Genomic DNA, 16,963 nt, shown 5'->3' with positions numbered 1-16,963 from the left:
ACTCGAACCTGCTGGTTGAGGATTAGAAGTCGCTTGCTGAATTCACGGCTTTCCGCACGGGGGAGCAGGGCGGCGAACCACCGCCCCACTCCCGGACTTAAACTGCTTCACCCGCCCAAAGCACTCAAAGCCGGTGTAAGGGCAGGCGACAAAGAGGAAGACCGCCGGTTGGGCTCAGGATTCCATCGGCGGCCGCAGTTCCCGCAGACATCGCGAGTGCCGCTACAGCCGAGATCATCGCGAAGGTGGCGCGGAAGCGCATGATCTGCCTCCTCGTAGGCTGGTTCAACGAGCGCGCGCTGGGCACGACTCGACCGTGCCGCGCGAGGCAGGTTGTGCGCCGCAAGTCATCCGAGTAGTTCCGCCTCAGCAACGGGCGATCTGCGCGGCCAGTGTTCGACGAAGATCACCATATTTGCCCGTGTGGACTCCATTTGGCCCCGAGGAGACGGCGAGAGCAGGAAAACGCCTGGTCGCCGCACGCTTTCAGAGAAGGCCCCCGGACCCGCAACGACGGTCAGGGGATCTTCTCCGCGTATCCCGGCGCCCGCGCTTCCACGACGGCTCTGGCTGGATGGCATCGAACACAGGGTTCTGGCATCGGGTTGCGTGGCCCGGACGCACGCTGCAGTTCCGGGCAGGGAATCCCGATCCGCTTGTCAACTGCCGGGCGTTCGACGGCTCGGATCGAGCCTGCTCCTCCGTCGTTCCGGTAACTGTGGCCGCAGGCCGATCGATCTGCGGCACGTCCCGTGAGATCAACTGGCAGCGGTGGTTCAGGCCGCGGCTTCCTGGAGGCGTGACCGCAGTTTTGCTACGCCTGGGCCGTCGAGCTGGTCGAGGTAGGACGCGCGGCCAGCCGTGGTCATCACCAGGGCAAGGGTCGATCCGGCGCTCAGGGGACCGGTACCCGTGGTAAACGGCCCGTCGTCTGCTCGCAGATGCAGGCCCGCGACGTGGGTGCGGCTGGCAACGGTGAAGTCGCGGCTGGCGAAGAACTCGGCAACGGGCGTCAGCGCATCCACGCTCGGTGTCCGGGCAAGTCCCAGCGGCTGGAGGATGTCCTGAGCTGCACAACGACCTCGCCCAGGTAGGCCGGGACGTGTCCCGAGGGGGCGGTGGTGCTGCTGATGGCGGCCCGGAACCGATCGAGCGTCTCGGCCGGCGTGCCTCAGATGCCTGATCTGGTGGAACTCTCAACGGCCGGGCACGAACCGGATGCTCTCGAGTTGCGGGGGTGCATCAAGCCGCAATGACCGGCACTGGTGCTGGAGTCTGGTAGCCCCTGTTGATGCCGAGCAGAGCCCAGAACGCGCTGACGCGTCGCCGTGCGACTGCGAGGACGGCCTGGGTGTGCCGCTTGCCTTCCGCGCGTTTTGCGCGCTGGTAGTAGGTCTGCCACGTGCTGCAGCGCTGGATGCTGACCTGCGCTGAGACGTAGAACTGACGCCGAGATCTCAACCCGAGCGGGCACCGGCGCCGGTCGGCGTACCGCTCTCGGCGAGGTGCTCGTTCGTGGCGCCTCGCTGGTGGCGCGCAGCTTCCTCCGCCAGTCCGGAAGCCGCTCCCGCAGACCGTCAAGTGCCGCAGCCTTCTACCGCTGTTCGGCGGGGGTCGGCATGCGCCGACCACAGCGTCGGATGCCTTGCTGTCCAGGCGCCATGCGGCTAGAGCTCTTTCGTTTTGCCAGGTAGCGCCCCCAGCAGGACTCGAACCTGCGACCTAAGGATTAGAAGTCCTTTGCTCTATCCAGCTGAGCTATGGGGGCCGTTTGGCCAGGTGGCCAGCCCTATGTGGTGCAGCAAGCAGGGTAGCGGCCTGCTTCCGCAGTTGTGCGAACGACGCTGCACCGTTGCCGAGCCGGTACAAAACGGCAAGCAATTCGACAGGCCAAATGTGTAACGCGTAATCGGTCGAACCGCCGGAGTGGCCGAAACCGCAGTTCAGCGAGGTTGCGTCACGCAGCGGGCAATGCGGCGAGCGCGGTCTTGGTTAGGCCGAACAGTCGCTCCGAGGTATCGGCCGCGGACGCGTCACGCATCGACAGCATGGTCAGCAGCGTGCGATCCGGCGCGATCGCGGTGGCCGCCGCGCAGGTCTGGTGCTGGGTGACCGGCTCGCAGTAGAGCCAGCTCGAATGCCCCTCGACGGCTACCGCGACCCCGCGCGGCTGTCTTTCCACGACCGCGCCGTACGGCGCGTAGAAAGCCGCCGCCGCGGTGTTCTCCGGGGCGCTGCCGAGCAACTGCGCGCAGGCTCCGGCGACCGGGTCGTCGCGGTGCGGCGGACCGACCGGGCCGCCCACCGGAGCCAGCGCGTCCGGGGTGAGCAGGGCGCACGGATCGACACCCGCGGTGCTGCGCGGCCGCGGGATCTGCGGCGTCTCCGGCGCCGCCTCCCGGGTGCGCGGGGGTGCTTCCTCGCTCTGGAACCCGGCCGCCGGGATCGGCTGGCCGGTCACGCCCGAGCCGCAGCCGGCCAGCGCGAACGCGAGCAGCGGAAGCAGCGCGCGGGGGAGGAGCTTGGGCACGGAGCAACAGTAGCGGGCCAGGCGTGCTGGAGGCCACGCCCACACCATCCTGCTCGGTGACGCTTGCCCAGGCGCGGTTACGCTCGGTTCGTGGCTACCGAGACCGTCGCCGAAACCGCACTGGAACGGCGCAACGCGTCCGGCACGCTCGGCGTGCTGGTTGTCACCGCCGGGTTGCTCGGGGCGCTGGTCGCCGTCGCCCTGACCGCGCTGTCGGCGGGGGCGAACTACGCCCTGCTCGGTCTGCCCGACCCCGGCCCGCTGACCCAGTTCGGCCTGCCGGTCGTGCGAGTGCTCGCCGAGACCGGGGCCGTGATCACCATCGGCTCGCTGCTGCTCGCCTCCTTCGGGATCCCCGCGAGTCGAGACGGAGCGCTGCTCGCCGACGGTTACGCCGCGGTGCGGGCAGCGAGCTGGGCGGCTGCCGCGTGGTGCGTCGGAGCCGCGCTGATGGTGCCGTTCCTGTGCGCCGACGCGACCGGGCAGCCGGTCTCCGAGGTGCTCAGCACGACGACGCTGCTCGCGCTGATCGACGCGCTCGCGGAAGCGCAGGCCTGGGCGCTGACCGCGGTGATCGCCTTCGTGGTCGCCCTGATGTGCCGCGTGGTGCTGTCCTGGGGCTGGACGGTGGCGGCCTTCGCGGTCGCCCTGACCGGGCTGCTGCCGCTGATCGCCACCGGTCACTCGGCCAGCGGCGGAGCGCACGACCTGGCCACCAACAGCCTGCTGTGGCACCTCTACGGCGCGGTCATCTGGGTCGGCGGGCTGATCGCCCTGATCGCGCACGCCGCGCGCGGGGGCGCGCACCTGCCGCTGGTGGCCACGCGGTTCTCCCGCATCGCGCTGGTCGCCTGGATCGCGATGGCGGGTTCCGGCGTGGTCAACGCGCTGGTGCGGGTGCCGTTCGATCAGCTGGTGGGCTCGACCTACGGGTTGCTGGTGCTGCTGAAGGTCCTGGGTCTGCTGGCGCTGGGCGTGTTCGGCTACTTCCAGCGGCGCACCGTGCTGGCCAAGCTCGACGTGGGGGCCAAGGCCTCGGCGCTGCTGCGGCTCGGAGCCGTCGAAGTGCTGATCATGTTCGCCACGCTGGGCACCGCGGTGGCGCTGGGCCGCACGCCGCCTCCCGACGGCTACACCACCGTCCCCAGCCGCGCCGAGCTGCTCATCGGCTACCCGCTCGACGAGGCGCCGACGACGCTGCGGCTGCTGTTCGACTTCCGCTTCGACCTGGTCTTCGGCACGTTGTCGCTGGTGGCGGCGGGCGTGTACCTGTGGGGCTGGTACCGGCTGCGCCAGCGCGGGGACAACTGGCCGACCGGCAGGCTGGTCGCCTGGCTGCTCGGCTGCGGCTCCATCCTCGTCGGCACCTCGTTCGGCGTCGGCAAGTACGCGATGGGCGTGTTCTCGGCGCACATGGGCCAGCACATGGTGCTTTCCATGATGGCGCCGGTGTTCCTGGTGCTGGCCGGGCCGGTCTCGCTGGCGCTGCGGGTGTTCAAGCCCGCGGCAAAGGGGAGCCCGCCCGGAGCGCGGGAGTGGATCCTGGCTTTCGTGCACTCGCCGGTGACGCGGGTGCTGACCAATCCGGCCGTGGCGCTGGGGTTGTTCGTCGGCTCGTTCTACGTCCTGTACTTCACCCCGCTGTTCGGCATGGCCGTCGACCGGCACTGGGCGCACCTGGCGATGAACGCGCACTTCCTGCTGGCGGGCTACGTCTTCTACTGGCCGGTGATCGGCATCGACCCGTCGCCGCGCAAGCTGCCGTCGCTGGCCAAGGTGGGGCTGATGTTCGCCTCGATGCCCTTCCACGCCTTCTTCGGGATCATCCTGATGATGTCGCAGCAGCCCATCGCGGCCGACTTCTACCGCAGCATCGACTTGCCGTGGATGCACGACCTGATGGCCGACCAGCAGCTCGGCGGCGCGATCGCGTGGACCTCTGGCGAGGTGCCGCTGGTGGTGGTGATGTTCGCGCTGCTGATCCAGTGGTCGCGCTCGGACGAGCGGCAGGCGCGCCGCATCGACCGCAAGGCCGACAAGGACGGCGACGCCGACCTCCAGGCCTACAACGCCATGCTCAAGAACCTCGCCGAAGAGGACGGATCGCGGCGCGACTGACGGGTACTTCAGTTTTCAGGTTTGCGTGACGGGTAGCGGAACCTCGGACGCCGCCGGGCTGCGGGATGCGCGACTTGAGCAGCGACCTGCGCGGCGCTGCGGAGCTGACTCCCTCACCTGAAACAGCGGCTCCGCCGCGACGGGAACGCTCCCAACCGTGTGATTGCTCGCATCGGGTGACACATCCTCACCTCCGAGCACTCCGCCAACTCGCGTGCTCGTCGCCGAGGGACCGGGCGAGAGGTCCCGCGCGCGACGCCACTACGATTCAGGGCATGGCCGAGTTCATTTACACCATGAAGAATGTGCGCAAGACGCACGGTGACAAGGTCATCCTCGACAACGCGACCATCCAGTTCTACCCAGGCGCCAAGATCGGCGTCGTCGGGCCGAACGGGGCTGGCAAGTCGACCGTGCTGCGCATCATGGCGGGACTCGACCAGCCGAACAACGGTGAGGCGTTCCTGAGTCCCGGTTACTCCGTGGGCATCATGCAGCAGGAACCCCCGTTGAACGAGGAGAAGACCGTCCTGGGCAACGTCGAGGAGGGCGTTGGCGAGATCAAGGTGAAGCTCAACCGCTTCAACGAGATCGCCGAGCAGCTCGCCAACGACTACACCGACGAGCTCATGGAGGAGATGGGCAAGCTGCAGGAGGAGCTCGACCACGCTGACGCGTGGGAGCTGGACTCCCAGCTGGAGCAGGCGATGGACGCGCTGCGCTGCCCGCCGCCGGAAGCCGAGGTGAAGTACCTCTCCGGTGGTGAGCGTCGCCGGGTCGCCCTGTGCAAGCTGCTGCTGAGCAAGCCCGATCTGCTGCTGCTCGACGAGCCCACCAACCACCTGGACGCGGAGAGCGTGCTGTGGCTGGAGCAGTTCCTCGCGAACTACCCGGGCGCCGTCCTGGCCGTCACCCACGACCGCTACTTCCTGGACAACGTCGCGGGCTGGATCCTGGAGCTCGACCGCGGCCGCACCTACCCGTACGAGGGCAACTACTCCACCTACCTGGAGAAGAAGCAGGAGCGCCTCGCGGTTCAGGGCAAGCGCGACGCCAAGCTGCAGAAGCGCCTCAAGGACGAGCTGGAGTGGGTCCGCTCCAACGCCAAGGCCAAGCAGACCAAGTCGCGCGCCCGTCTGGCCCGCTACGAGGAGATGGCCAACGAGGCGGAGAAGACCCGCAAGCTCGACTTCGAGGAGATCCAGATCCCGCCGGGCCCGCGGCTGGGCAACGTCGTGGTCGAGGTGGAGAACCTCAAGAAGGGCTTCGACGGCAACCTGCTGATCGACGACCTGTCGTTCAACCTGCCGCGCAACGGCATCGTCGGTGTCATCGGCCCGAACGGCGTCGGTAAGACGACCCTGTTCAAGACCATCGTCGGGCTCGAGGAGCCGGACGAGGGCAAGGTCAAGGTCGGCGACACCGTCAAGCTGTCCTATGTGGACCAGAACCGCGCGAACATCGACCCGGACAAGAACGTCTGGGAGGTCGTCTCCGACGGTCTGGACTACATCCAGGTCGGCCAGGTCGAAATGCCCTCGCGCGCCTACGTGAGCGCGTTCGGCTTCAAGGGTCCGGATCAGCAGAAGCCCGCGGGCGTGCTCTCCGGTGGTGAGCGCAACCGGCTGAACTTGGCGCTGACGCTCAAGCGGGGCGGCAACCTGATCCTGCTGGACGAGCCCACCAACGACCTCGACGTCGAGACCCTCGGTTCGCTGGAGAACGCGCTCGAGCAGTTCCCGGGCTGCGCCGTGGTCATCTCGCACGACCGCTGGTTCCTGGACCGCGTGGCCACGCACATCCTCGCCTGGGAGGGCGATGAGGAGAACCCGGCCAAGTGGTTCTGGTTCGAGGGCAACTTCGAGGGCTACGAGCAGAACAAGATCGATAGGATGGGTGCCGACGCGGCCCGTCCCCACCGCGTGACCCATCGCAAGCTGACTCGCGGCTGAGATCGGAGGCGCCGTGGCGAGCGTGTCCGCTTCACCGCAGCCGGATTCTGCTTCCGGAATCCTGGACCCCGCATGGCACATGCGTTGGCGGGTCCCGGAAGTTGCTTTGGTGCTCGGTGATCGGGCGGTCGCGCTCGCCAGACGCACCGGTGACCAGACCTCCCGCCTGAGCGCGGAGACGCTGGCGATATTCGCCAGCAACCGGCTGGGTCACGGCGTGGCCGTGACCGGCCGGGCGCTGGCCGCGGTGCGCGAGGCCGAATCCGCGGGCGATGCCGAGATCCTGACTCGCCTGCGGATAGAGCTGGCCTGGTGCGCGGCGAGCGCGGGCAGCTACGAGGTCGCGCTGCGCGTGCTGCGCGGCGAGCTGGAGCGCAACCACGACGAGCCCGCGCTGCGCGCGCACGCGCTGCTGGCCATGGCGGCTGCGCTGCCGGGAAGGCAGGACGTCGACGAGCGGGCCCGGGTGCTCGACGAGGCCGAGCGGCTGTACTCGGGCTCCTCGAGCAACCGGGACGTCACCGGGTTGCTCACCGCCCGCGTGCGGGCAGCCCGCGCCGGGCACCTCCGCAGGCGCAGCGAGTTCGGCGGAGCCGTCGAAGCCGCGGACTCCGGCCTGGAGCTGCTGGACGGGCTCACCGACCCGGACGCCGACGGCGGCGGGGTCCGCGCCCGGCTGGAACTCGATCGCGTTCAGGCCCTTCTCGACCTCGGCCGACGCCCCGAGGGGCTGGAGAGCGCCCGCAGCGCGCTGGGGCGGCCGGTTCGCGCCGCGGAAGCCGGGCCGATCGGCTGGCTCGGGCTGGCCGTGGCGACCCGGGTGCACCTGCCAGCGGGGGACACCGCCTCCGCGATGCGGGTGCTGACCGATACCGCCGCGATCGCGCAGCGGCACGACCTGGACTGCCTGCTCGCCGAGACCCTCAACGTCCTCTCGCACGCGCACGAGGGCATGGCCGAGGTGGAGGCGGCACTGCGCACGTTGCGCGAATCGCACACCGCCGACCGCCGCTGGCGGTCCAGCCTGCACGACGCTCGGATGAGTCTGCTCGCCGAGTTCCCGCCGGAGCACGGGAAGCCCGCTGCGGCAGGACCGGTGCTGGCCGCGGTCGCTCCCGAGCAGCGATCCACCGAGCGGCCTGCCGAGCACCGAGCTGCCGGGCAGCCGCGCCGCCGCAGGCGTGCCGCGCCCGAGGCGCCCGCCGCTGCCGAGCAGCACGCGCGGTCGGAGTCCGTTGCGCCCGAGCCGGAACCGGAGGCACCCGTGCCTGCTGCGGGCGAGCAGCAGCCGGAACCCGCTCCGAGCCCGGAGCACCGGCAGCCGGCCAGGTCCGGTCCTCGGCGCCGCCGGGACGAGTCGATCGAGCCGGACTGGGCGAACTTCCTCGGCTTGGCCGTGGACAACGAAACCTCCGGGACCGCGCCTGCCGAGTCCCGGCACGAGACGAAGATCGACCCGGAGCCGGAGATCGCGGCCGAGCCGGAGCCCGCCGTGGCGCCCGGGCCGGAACCGGAGGCCGCGGCCGCGCCGCAGGTCGCGCCGGAGGTGGGGGCCGGGGCCGAGCCGGAGACCACCAGCGTTGAGCAGCAGATCGCCGAGCACATCGGCGCGGAGGGGGAGGCGTCGTCGATCAGCGGTTACGCCGCGACGCAGGACGCCGCGCGCAAGCTGCTCGAGACCCTGACCAGCCGTGCCGAGGAGGCCGAGGGTCCGGCTGACCAGGAACGACCGGCCGGGAACGCCGAACCGTCCGAACCCGCTGAACCCACCCGGCACGCCGAGCCCGAGGGCCCGATGCCGGAGCCGCGCGTGGAGTTCGCGGGTCTCGGCGACGAGCCGCCGTGGCTGGCGGAGCGGTCCAGCAACCACGCCGAACCCGGTGCCGACGAGACGACCGGCGGTCGGCACGACGGCGGCGAGTGGGGGTACGCCGACCCGCTGGCCGCCGCCTCCGCCAGCCTCCGATGGATCACCGCCGAGGCCGAGGGCCACGCGCCCGCCGCGCACGAGCCGGACGAGGAGGACGCCGAGTTGCCGGGGCTGGTCGACGACGACCGCTCTCCGGAAGCGGGCCAACCGCGAGCCACGGCCACTTCCCTGCTCGAGCAGCTCGGTATCGACCTCGGGGCCTACGGTGCGGGGTCGAGCCCCTCCCAGCCCGAGACCCAGCAGCCCGACGATCCGCAGCCCGACGATCCGCAGCCCGCGGGCGCGCAACCGGAAGCCCCGCAGTCCTGGGCCAACGAGCACCAGCTCGCCGGACATCAGGCCACCGAAGCCGACGTCGCCGAGTCCCCGGTCACCGCGGACCGCGAGGTCGGGCAGCCCGAGGTCGACGAGGGCGTGGGCGCGTCGAGCCCAGATTCCGACGGTGACGAGACGGGTGGGCGCCGTTCGCGCGGCAAGACGCTCGCGGAGATCCGCGCCGGGCTGGAACTGCCCGCCGAGCACCGGCCGAGCCGTCGTCGCAGGTACTCCGCCGACGACGAAACCGCGGCCGAATCTCCGGCCGCGCCGGAGCGAACAACCCCTCCCGAGCCAGCACCGGAGCCCGAACCCGAACCCGAGCCCAGCTCCGACGCCGGGTTGGCCGATCTCCTCGCCGAGGCCATGAAGGCCTACGAGGTGGGAAACCGCGACGACACCGCCGGAGCCTCCGGCGGCTCGCGCAGCGGCGGAACGCACCGCAGCGCGGGTGCCGCCGAGGAATCCGCCGCGCAGCCCGCGCGGTCCACTTCGGACGACTCGCGCGACGGGCCCGGCGCGCGGCATCGCAGGCCCGGATTCGACGCTGCGGCGGCGGATCCGCTGCTGTGAGCCACCTGCCGGACGCGGTTCCGCACAGCCTTCGTCACCTGCGAATAAGGGATGACGCCCGCCCACCGCGCAGCGAACTGGCAGGCTTAAAGTGGAGCCGTTGGCACAACGAGGTGCCGTAATGCGTGGAGCTGCCTGAAGATGACCTCGAATCCCGGACAGTTGAAGACCGGAGAACAAGTGCGCACCGAATCCGGTGACCAGTCCGAGAATCCCGAACTGGCAAAGCAGCGGCTGCTGGAGCGGGCCGTGGAGTTCGCCCCCGAACTCGGCGAACTGCTGCACGCCTACTACCGGCACGTGCCCGCCGAAGAGCTCGTCGATGACGACCCGACCGACCTCGTCGGGGCGCTGAAGGCGCACCACGAGCTGGCCGGGGCCCGCGTCGCCGGCCGTCCGCTGGTGCAGGTGTTCAACCCGACCCGCGAGACCGACGGTTGGCAGGACCAGGCCACCGTGGTGCAGACCGTCACCGACGACATGCCCTACCTGGTCGACTCGCTGATTGCCGAGCTGGGCCGGGACGGCGCGGAAGTGCTGCGCATCATCCACCCGATCGTGGTGGTCCGCCGCGACCTCGCGGGTGAGCTGCTGGAAGTCATACCGGGCGCGGACCCGGCCGATCCGCCCGCCGACGCGCTGGCGGAGAGCTGGATGTTCGTCGAGATCAGCCAGGTCAGCGACCCCGATCGGCTGGCCACCTTGCACGACGACCTCGCGGGCGTGCTCAACGACGTGCGCGAGGTGGTCGAGGACACCGAGCGGATGCACAACACCGCGCGGGAGCTGGCCGACGAACTGGAGCAGACCCCGCCGCCGCTGCCCTCCGAGGACGCCCGCGACGGCGCCGGGCTGCTGCGCTGGCTTGCCGACGGGCACTTCACCTTCCTCGGCTATCGGCACTACGAGGTCGTGCGCGAGGACGACCAACCCGCGCTGCAGGCCGTGCTGGCATCCGGTCTGGGCGTGCTGCGCAGCGACAGCGTCGCCGCGCGCAGCCTGACCGCTGGGCCGGGATCGCAGGCCGACGCGCTGTCCAAGGACCTGCTGGTGCTCACCCAGGCCAGCGCCCCGTCCACCGTGCACCGGCCGGTGCACCCGTTCTACGTGGGCGTGAAGACCTTCAACGCCGACGGCGAGGTCACCGGCGAACACCGGTTCCTGGGGCTGTTCACCACCACCGCGCTGCACGAGGACGTCCTGGACATCCCGTTCGTGGAGCGCCGGGTGCGGGACGTGATCCACCGCGCCGGGTTCCCGCTGGAGTCCTACTCGGGGCAGCGGATGCTGGAGGAGATCCAGAGCTACCCGCGCACCGAGCTGTTCTCCACCGACTTCGACACGCTGCAGGAGACCATCACCGGCGTGCTCGCGCTGGCCGGGCGGCGCAAGATCAAGCCGTTCCTGCGCCGCGACTCCTACGGCCGGTTCTTCTCCTGCCTCGTCTACCTGCCGCGCGACCGCTACACCACGAGCTCCCGGCTGGCGATGCAGGAGGTGCTGCTCGACGAGCTCGGCGGAACCGGTCTGGAGTACAGCACCCGGGTTGGCGAATCGACCCTGGCGCGGGTGCACTTCCTGGTGCACACCGATCCGGATCACCAGGTGGAACCGGACCTCGCCCGGATCCAGCGGCGGCTCGACGAGGCGATCCACACCTGGGACGACCAGATGGTCACCGAGGTCGACGCCGAGCAGTCCGGCGGTGAGCGCAGCGCCGGTGCGCTGGCCGAGGTCACCAGCCAGATCGGCCTGCAGTTCGCCGGGGCCTTCCCGGAGGCCTACAAGGAGGACTTCAGCGCCGCTCAGGGCCTGGCCGACCTGCGCAGGCTGGAGGCCCTCGAGGGCCCGGACGACCTGGACATGTCCTTCTACGTCCCGCGCGATTCCAGCGCTGGCCAGCGCCGGTTCAAGATCTACGTCGGCGGCCGCGTCACGCTGTCCCGGGTGCTGCCGGTGCTGCAGAGCATGGGCGTGGAGGTCGTCGACGAGCGCCCGTACGAGATGGTGCTCGAGCACACCGGCCGCAAATACTGGATCAACGACTTCGGGCTGCGCCTGGAGTCGGGCCTGCTCGACAGCACCGATCCGAAGCTGCTGGACTCGCTGCGGCAGCGCTTCGAGGACGCCTTCCGCGCGGCCTGGCTGGGCTCGGCCGAGGTGGACCGCTTCAACGCGCTGGTGCTGCGCGCCGGGCTGGACTGGCGCCAGGCCTCGGTGCTGCGCGCCTACGCCAAGTACCTGCGCCAGGTGGGCATCGCCTACACCCAGGACTACATCGAAGAGACCATCCTGGAGCACCGCGCGACCACCATCGCGCTGGTGCAGCTCTTCGAGGCGCGGTTCGACCCGGCGTTGGCCGACGCCGAGCGCGCGGATCGCGTCGGCGAGCTCACCGAGCGGGTCGGCGCGCTGATCGACGAGGTCACCAGCCTCGACGCGGACCGGATCCTGCGCAACTACCTCAGCCTGATCCTGGCCACGCTGCGCACCAACCACTACGTCGAGGTCGCCGACCGGTCCCGCCCGTTCCTGGCGCTGAAGCTGGAACCGCGCGAGATCCCAGGACTGCCCGAGCCGCGCCCGCAGTACGAGATCTTCGTGTACTCGCCGTGGGTGGAGGGCGTGCACCTGCGCTTCGGTTCGGTCGCGCGCGGCGGTTTGCGCTGGTCGGATCGCAGGCAGGACTTCCGCACCGAGATCCTCGGCCTGGTCAAGGCGCAGGCGGTCAAGAACGCGGTGATCGTCCCGGTCGGCGCCAAGGGCGGTTTCGTGGTCAAGCGGCCGCCGACGCCCACCGGCGATCCGGCGCTCGACCGCAAGGCCTCCCAGGAGGAGGGCATCGCCTGCTACCGGATGTTCATCTCCGGCCTGCTCGACCTCACCGACAACCTGGTCGCGGGCGAGGTGGAGCCGCCGCGCGAGGTGGTGCGCCACGACGAGGACGACACCTACCTGGTGGTCGCGGCGGACAAGGGCACCGCGACGTTCTCGGACATCGCCAACGAGGTCGCCAAGTCCTACGGCTTCTGGCTCGACGACGCCTTCGCCTCCGGCGGCTCGGTCGGCTACGACCACAAGGCGATGGGCATCACGGCCAAGGGCGCGTGGGAGAGCGTCAAGCGGCACTTCCTCGAGTTCGACGTCGACACCCAGGCGCAGGACTTCACCGTGGTCGGCGTCGGTGACATGGCGGGCGACGTGTTCGGCAACGGGATGCTGCTGTCCGAGCACATCCGGCTGGTCGCCGCGTTCAACCACATGCACGTGTTCATCGATCCCGATCCGGACCCGGCGGTGTCCTTCGCCGAGCGCAGCAGGCTCTTCGAGCTACCGCGCTCGACCTGGGACGACTACGACCGCACCAAGATCAGCGAGGGCGGCGGCGTGTGGTCGCGCTCGCTGAAATCGATCCCGCTGAACCCGAGGATCCGCGCGGCGCTGGGCATCGACGAGTCCGTCGAGGCGCTGTCCCCGCCGGAGCTGATCAGAAAGATCCTGCTCGCCCCGGCGGACCTGCTGTGGAACGGCGGTATCGGCACCTACGTCAAGGCCTCCTCGGAAGCGCACGCCGACGTCGGCGACAAGGCCAACGATCCGGTCCGCGTCGACGGGGCCGACCTGCGGGTCAAGGTCGTCGGCGAGGGCGGGAACCTGGGGCTGACCCAGCTCGGCCGCATCGAGTTCGCCCGCGCGGGCGGCAAGGTCAACACCGATGCGCTGGACAACTCCGCGGGCGTGGACTGCTCCGACCACGAGGTCAACATCAAGATCATGCTGGACCGGCTGGTCTCGGACGGCAGGCTCACCGGTCCGCAGCGCAACGAGCTGCTGGCCGAGATGACCGACGAGGTCGGTGAGCTGGTGCTGGGCGACAACCACCGGCAGAACGCGGTGCTGGGCATCTCCCGCGCGCACGCGTCCTCGATGCTGCCGGTGCACGCCCGTCAGGTCGTCGAGCTGGAGCAGGTCTCCGGGCTGGATCGCGAGCTGGAGGCGCTGCCGACCAAGAAGCAGTTCCGCGACCTGGAGCGCTCCGGCGCGGGCCTGACCTCACCGGAACTGGCCACCTTGATGGCGCACGTCAAGCTCAAGCTCAAGCAGGACGTGCAGGCCAGCGAGCTGCCGGACACCGAGGCCTTCGGCAACCGGTTGCCCGAGTACTTCCCGCGGCCGCTGCGCGAGCGCTACGCCGACGCGATCCCGTCGCACCCGCTGCGCCGGGAGATCATCACGATGATGCTGGTCAACGAGATGGTCGACGGCGCAGGCATCTCCTACGCCTACCGGCTCGCGGAGGAGATCGCCGCCTCCAGCACCGACGCGGTGCGCGCCTTCGCGGTGGTCACCGAGGTGTTCGACCTGCACGAGCTGTGGCGGCACATCGACGAGCTCAACGGCGAGGTCTCCACGGCCGTCGCCGACGAGCTGGTGCTGGAGAGCCGCAGGCTGCTCGACCGCGCCGCGCGCTGGATGCTGACCAACCGGCCGCAGCCGCTGGCGATCGGCGCCGAGATCGCGCGGTTCCGGCCCGTGGTCAACGAGCTGTTCCCGTCGGTGCGAGGGCTGCTGCGCGGGCAGGCCGCGGCGGGCGTGGCCGAGAAGGTCGAGCGCTGGTCCGGCGCCGGGGTGCCGGTTGACCTGGCCGAGCGGGTCGCGGTACTGCTGGACACCTTCGCCCTGTTCGACATCCGCGAGGTCGCCGAACTGGCCGAACGCGACACCGGGGTCAGCACCGAACGCAGCCCGCAGGAGAGCGCCGAGGTCTACTACGCGCTGTGGGAGCACCTCGGCTTCGAGCTGATGCTGCAGGCGGTGAACTCGCTGGAACGCGACAACCGCTGGCACGCGCTCGCCAGGCTGGCGCTGCGGGACGACTTCTACGCATCGCTTCGCGCGATCACCATCGACGTCCTGCGGACCAGCGAGCCCGAGGACGACGCGGAGGAGAAGATCGCGCGCTGGGAGTCGGCGAACTCCTCGCGGCTGGCTCGGGCGAACTCGTCGCTGGAGCAGATCGCGAGCTCCGGACGGCTGGACCTCGCCACGTTGTCGGTGGCGGTGCGCCAGCTGCGCAGCATGGTCCGATGAACGACGAGGGCGGCTCGCGGTCCCGCGCCGCGAGCCGCCCGAACTGCAGAAAGGATGCCCAGTGGGCGCGTTCCTAGCCGAAGTGGCGCTGCGTTGGTCCGACCTGGATGCGTTCGGTCACGTCAATCACGCCAGGACGATCACACTGCTCGAGGAGGCGCGCGCCGAGCTGCTGTTCAACGAGGCCGGACGGCAGGGAGTGCTGGGCATGGCCGAGGGCATGGTGGTGGCTCGCGTGGTGGTCGACTACCACAGCCCGCTGATGTACGAGTCGAAGTCGCTGCAGGTCCGGATGGCGGTGCGCGACCTCAAGTCGGCGTCGTTCGTGGTGGACTACACCGCGTTCGCGCAGGAGACCGTCTGCACTGCGGAAACCCTGATGGTGCCCTACGACCTGCGGGCGGGCCGTCCGCGAAGGTTGACCGAGCAGGAGCGCGAGTTCCTGTCCGAGTGGCGAACCGAGCAATTGGAGCATGGTCGTGCCTGAGCTGCGGATGCCGGACGCAACCGAGCGCGACGACCTGGGTGCCTTCGTCGCCCGCGCGGTCCGGCTGGATTCCCAAGCGCTGATCCGGATGCGCAACCGCGACGGCACCGACCGGATGGACGTCTGGGCCACCACTCCCTTCGACGCGCTGTGCACCCGCTCGGTGCAGGGCGAGGCGGCTCCCGCGGACGTCACGGCCTCGGGCAGCGAGCTGCTGGCCACGCTGACGGTCGCGGGTGGCGAGACGATGGATCCGGGCCCGCCCAAGGACCTCATGTGGCAGTCCGAGATCCCGCGGACGCCGGGCTGGAAGCGGGTCGACGACCTGCCCGCGACCCTGGTCGGCGAGGTCGCCGAGCGGGGCATCGGCGTGGCCAAGGAGAACGTGGGACCCAAGGGCACCCCGCCCGCGTCGCTATTGGACCAGGAGGTCTTCACCGTCTCCGGCTCCGGCCTGGAGGTGAAGGTCCCGCTGCGCTGCCTGTTCGTGCTCTCCGGCATGGGCTTCCTGGTGGCCAACCCGTCGGAGTCGGAGATCGTCCGGGTCAGCGCCACGGATTCCTGGCTGCGCCTCGACTCCCGCTACGGCGCGGTGATCCGCCGCCGCCACGCCCTGCTGCCCCTGCTGATGTGACGCTCGGCGGGCAGCTCGTCCGGGAAATCCGGGAATGCGCTGCGCCTTTTCGGGTGATTCGGGTGCCGGGTGGGGTGGTTTTCGTGCGAGCTTTGCCGGGTTGATCGGGTCCGGCGCGGGGAGGCTCGGGCGTGGACGTCACTCGGCGAGGGTTGTTGAAGTCGATCGGGGTCGCCGGTGGGGCCGGGGCCATGTTCGAGTCGATGCGAGCGCTGGGATTGCTCGCGGGGCCCGAAGCCGCAGCGGACTTCCGCGAGCCGCTGGCCGGGGACCTGCCGCCCGAGCAGCGGGGGCGGCACGTGCTGATCCTGGGCGCCGGAATGGCCGGGCTGACCGCGGCCTACGAGCTCGGCAAGGCCGGTTACCGGTGCACCGTGCTCGAAGCCGCCGACCGCGTGGGTGGCCGGAACTGGACGGTGCGCGGGGGAACCACCTCGACCGATCTCGACGGGCGCTAGCAGACCGCCCGGTTCGGCGAACGGCAGTACTTCAACGCCGGTGCCGCGCGCTTGGCGCAGTCGCACATCACGCTGGACTACTGCCGCGAGGTCGGGGTGCCCGGTGGAGCCGTTCGCCAACCGGAACGCCAACGCGCCGGTCTGCAACGAGCAGACCGGCGCCGGCCCGCACCAGTTCCGGACCGTCGAGGCCGACGTCCACGGCTACATCTCGGAACTGCTCTCCAAGGCGCTGGACCGGGGATCGCTGGACCAGGAGGTCTCCGCCGAGGACAAGGAGCGGTTGCTGGAGTTCCTGACCCGCTTCGGCGACATCGGGGGCAGGGCCGACGCGTTCGCCTACACCGGCAGCAGCAGGCGCGGCTACGCCGTCGAGCCGGGAGCCGCCGACCAGCCGGGGCAGGTGCTCGGCCCGCCTCCGTCGCTGCACGAGGTGATCGCCGGGCGCACCGGGCGCTACCTGACCTTCGAGCTCGGCTACGACCAGGCGATGATGATGTTCCAGCCGGTCGGCGGGATGGACGCGATCTCGACGGCGCTGCACCGGGCGATCGGTGCGGATGTGGTGGCGCTCGGGGCCGAGGTCGCCCGGCGCGCCGTCGAGCAGGGCGCGAAGATCCACGGGCCGGTCTACCGCGCCGAACTCGACGACGCCTTCTCGGTGGCCTGGAACCGCACGCCGTTCATCGAGGGCGGCACCGCCATCTGGCCGGACCGCGGTTCCGGCGAGTACGCGCTGCTCAACGAACCGGCCGGGCGGGTCTACTTCGCGGGCGACTGGCTGAGCTACTTCACCGGTTGGCAGGCGGGCGCGATGGATTCGGCGCGCTACGTCGTGCAGGCCCTGCACCGCCGGGTTTGTGCCGAGGGGTAGT

The 16,963-nt window shown here is 70.2% G+C and carries 10 protein-coding genes and 1 tRNA gene; 8 read left to right on the top strand and 3 right to left on the bottom strand.

The window, feature by feature from the left end; genetic code table 11:
- Positions 1 to 776 precede the first annotated feature (776 nt).
- From ABD289_RS18215 to ABD289_RS18200, 3 genes are all read right to left on the bottom strand, one after another.
- Positions 777 to 1,025 carry a hypothetical protein gene (locus ABD289_RS18215; protein WP_344133932.1) on the bottom strand — a complete coding sequence of 83 codons (249 nt, stop codon included), beginning with the start codon at positions 1,023 to 1,025 and terminating at the stop codon, positions 777 to 779.
- Positions 1,026 to 1,694: 669 nt separating this feature from the next.
- A tRNA-Arg gene (locus ABD289_RS18205) sits at positions 1,695 to 1,768 on the bottom strand.
- Positions 1,769 to 1,957: 189 nt separating this feature from the next.
- The gene (locus tag ABD289_RS18200) at positions 1,958 to 2,530 is read right to left on the bottom strand and encodes a DUF3558 family protein (RefSeq protein ID WP_344133929.1); all 573 of its coding nucleotides are present in this window, start codon (positions 2,528 to 2,530) and stop codon (positions 1,958 to 1,960) included.
- A 90-nt stretch (positions 2,531 to 2,620) separates the two neighbouring features.
- On the opposite strand from ABD289_RS18200, the gene ABD289_RS18195 reads away from it, so the two are divergent.
- The 8 genes from ABD289_RS18195 to ABD289_RS18160 all read left to right on the top strand — a co-directional run bounded on the left by ABD289_RS18195 (position 2,621) and on the right by ABD289_RS18160 (position 16,962).
- Positions 2,621 to 4,648 carry a bifunctional copper resistance protein CopD/cytochrome c oxidase assembly protein gene (locus ABD289_RS18195; protein ID WP_344133926.1) on the top strand — a complete coding sequence of 676 codons (2,028 nt, stop codon included), beginning with the start codon at positions 2,621 to 2,623 and terminating at the stop codon, positions 4,646 to 4,648.
- A 275-nt stretch (positions 4,649 to 4,923) separates the two neighbouring features.
- Positions 4,924 to 6,600 (top strand): energy-dependent translational throttle protein EttA, encoded by a 1,677-nt coding sequence (gene ettA / locus ABD289_RS18190; protein ID WP_344133923.1) that lies wholly within the window; start codon positions 4,924 to 4,926, stop codon positions 6,598 to 6,600.
- Between the two features lie 109 nt (positions 6,601 to 6,709).
- The gene (locus ABD289_RS18185) at positions 6,710 to 9,418 is read left to right on the top strand and encodes a hypothetical protein (protein WP_344133919.1); all 2,709 of its coding nucleotides are present in this window, start codon (positions 6,710 to 6,712) and stop codon (positions 9,416 to 9,418) included.
- 141 nt (positions 9,419 to 9,559) lie between these two features.
- Positions 9,560 to 14,509: an NAD-glutamate dehydrogenase gene (locus ABD289_RS18180; RefSeq protein WP_344133916.1), complete on the top strand. Its 4,950-nt coding sequence runs from the start codon at positions 9,560 to 9,562 to the stop codon at positions 14,507 to 14,509.
- 61 nt (positions 14,510 to 14,570) lie between these two features.
- Entirely contained in the window at positions 14,571 to 14,996 is a 426-nt protein-coding gene (locus ABD289_RS18175) for an acyl-CoA thioesterase (protein ID WP_344133913.1), read from the top strand.
- Positions 14,989 to 15,630 carry a DUF8010 domain-containing protein gene (locus ABD289_RS18170; RefSeq protein ID WP_344133910.1) on the top strand — a complete coding sequence of 214 codons (642 nt, stop codon included), beginning with the start codon at positions 14,989 to 14,991 and terminating at the stop codon, positions 15,628 to 15,630. Before ABD289_RS18175 ends, ABD289_RS18170 begins: the two co-directional genes overlap by 8 nt.
- A gap of 131 nt (positions 15,631 to 15,761) precedes the next feature.
- On the top strand, positions 15,762 to 16,088 hold the full coding sequence (locus ABD289_RS18165) for an FAD-dependent oxidoreductase (RefSeq protein WP_344133907.1): 327 nt from the start codon (positions 15,762 to 15,764) through the stop codon (positions 16,086 to 16,088).
- 103 nt (positions 16,089 to 16,191) lie between these two features.
- Positions 16,192 to 16,962, top strand: coding sequence for an FAD-dependent oxidoreductase (locus tag ABD289_RS18160; RefSeq protein WP_344133904.1), 771 nt, complete (start codon positions 16,192 to 16,194; stop codon positions 16,960 to 16,962).
- Position 16,963: the final 1 nt, after the last annotated feature.

Source organism: Saccharopolyspora halophila (assembly GCF_039531955.1).
GTDB lineage: Bacteria > Actinomycetota > Actinomycetes > Mycobacteriales > Pseudonocardiaceae > Saccharopolyspora > Saccharopolyspora halophila.
Note: the sequence above shows the minus strand (reverse complement) of the source record. Positions and strands in the feature narration are given on the sequence as shown.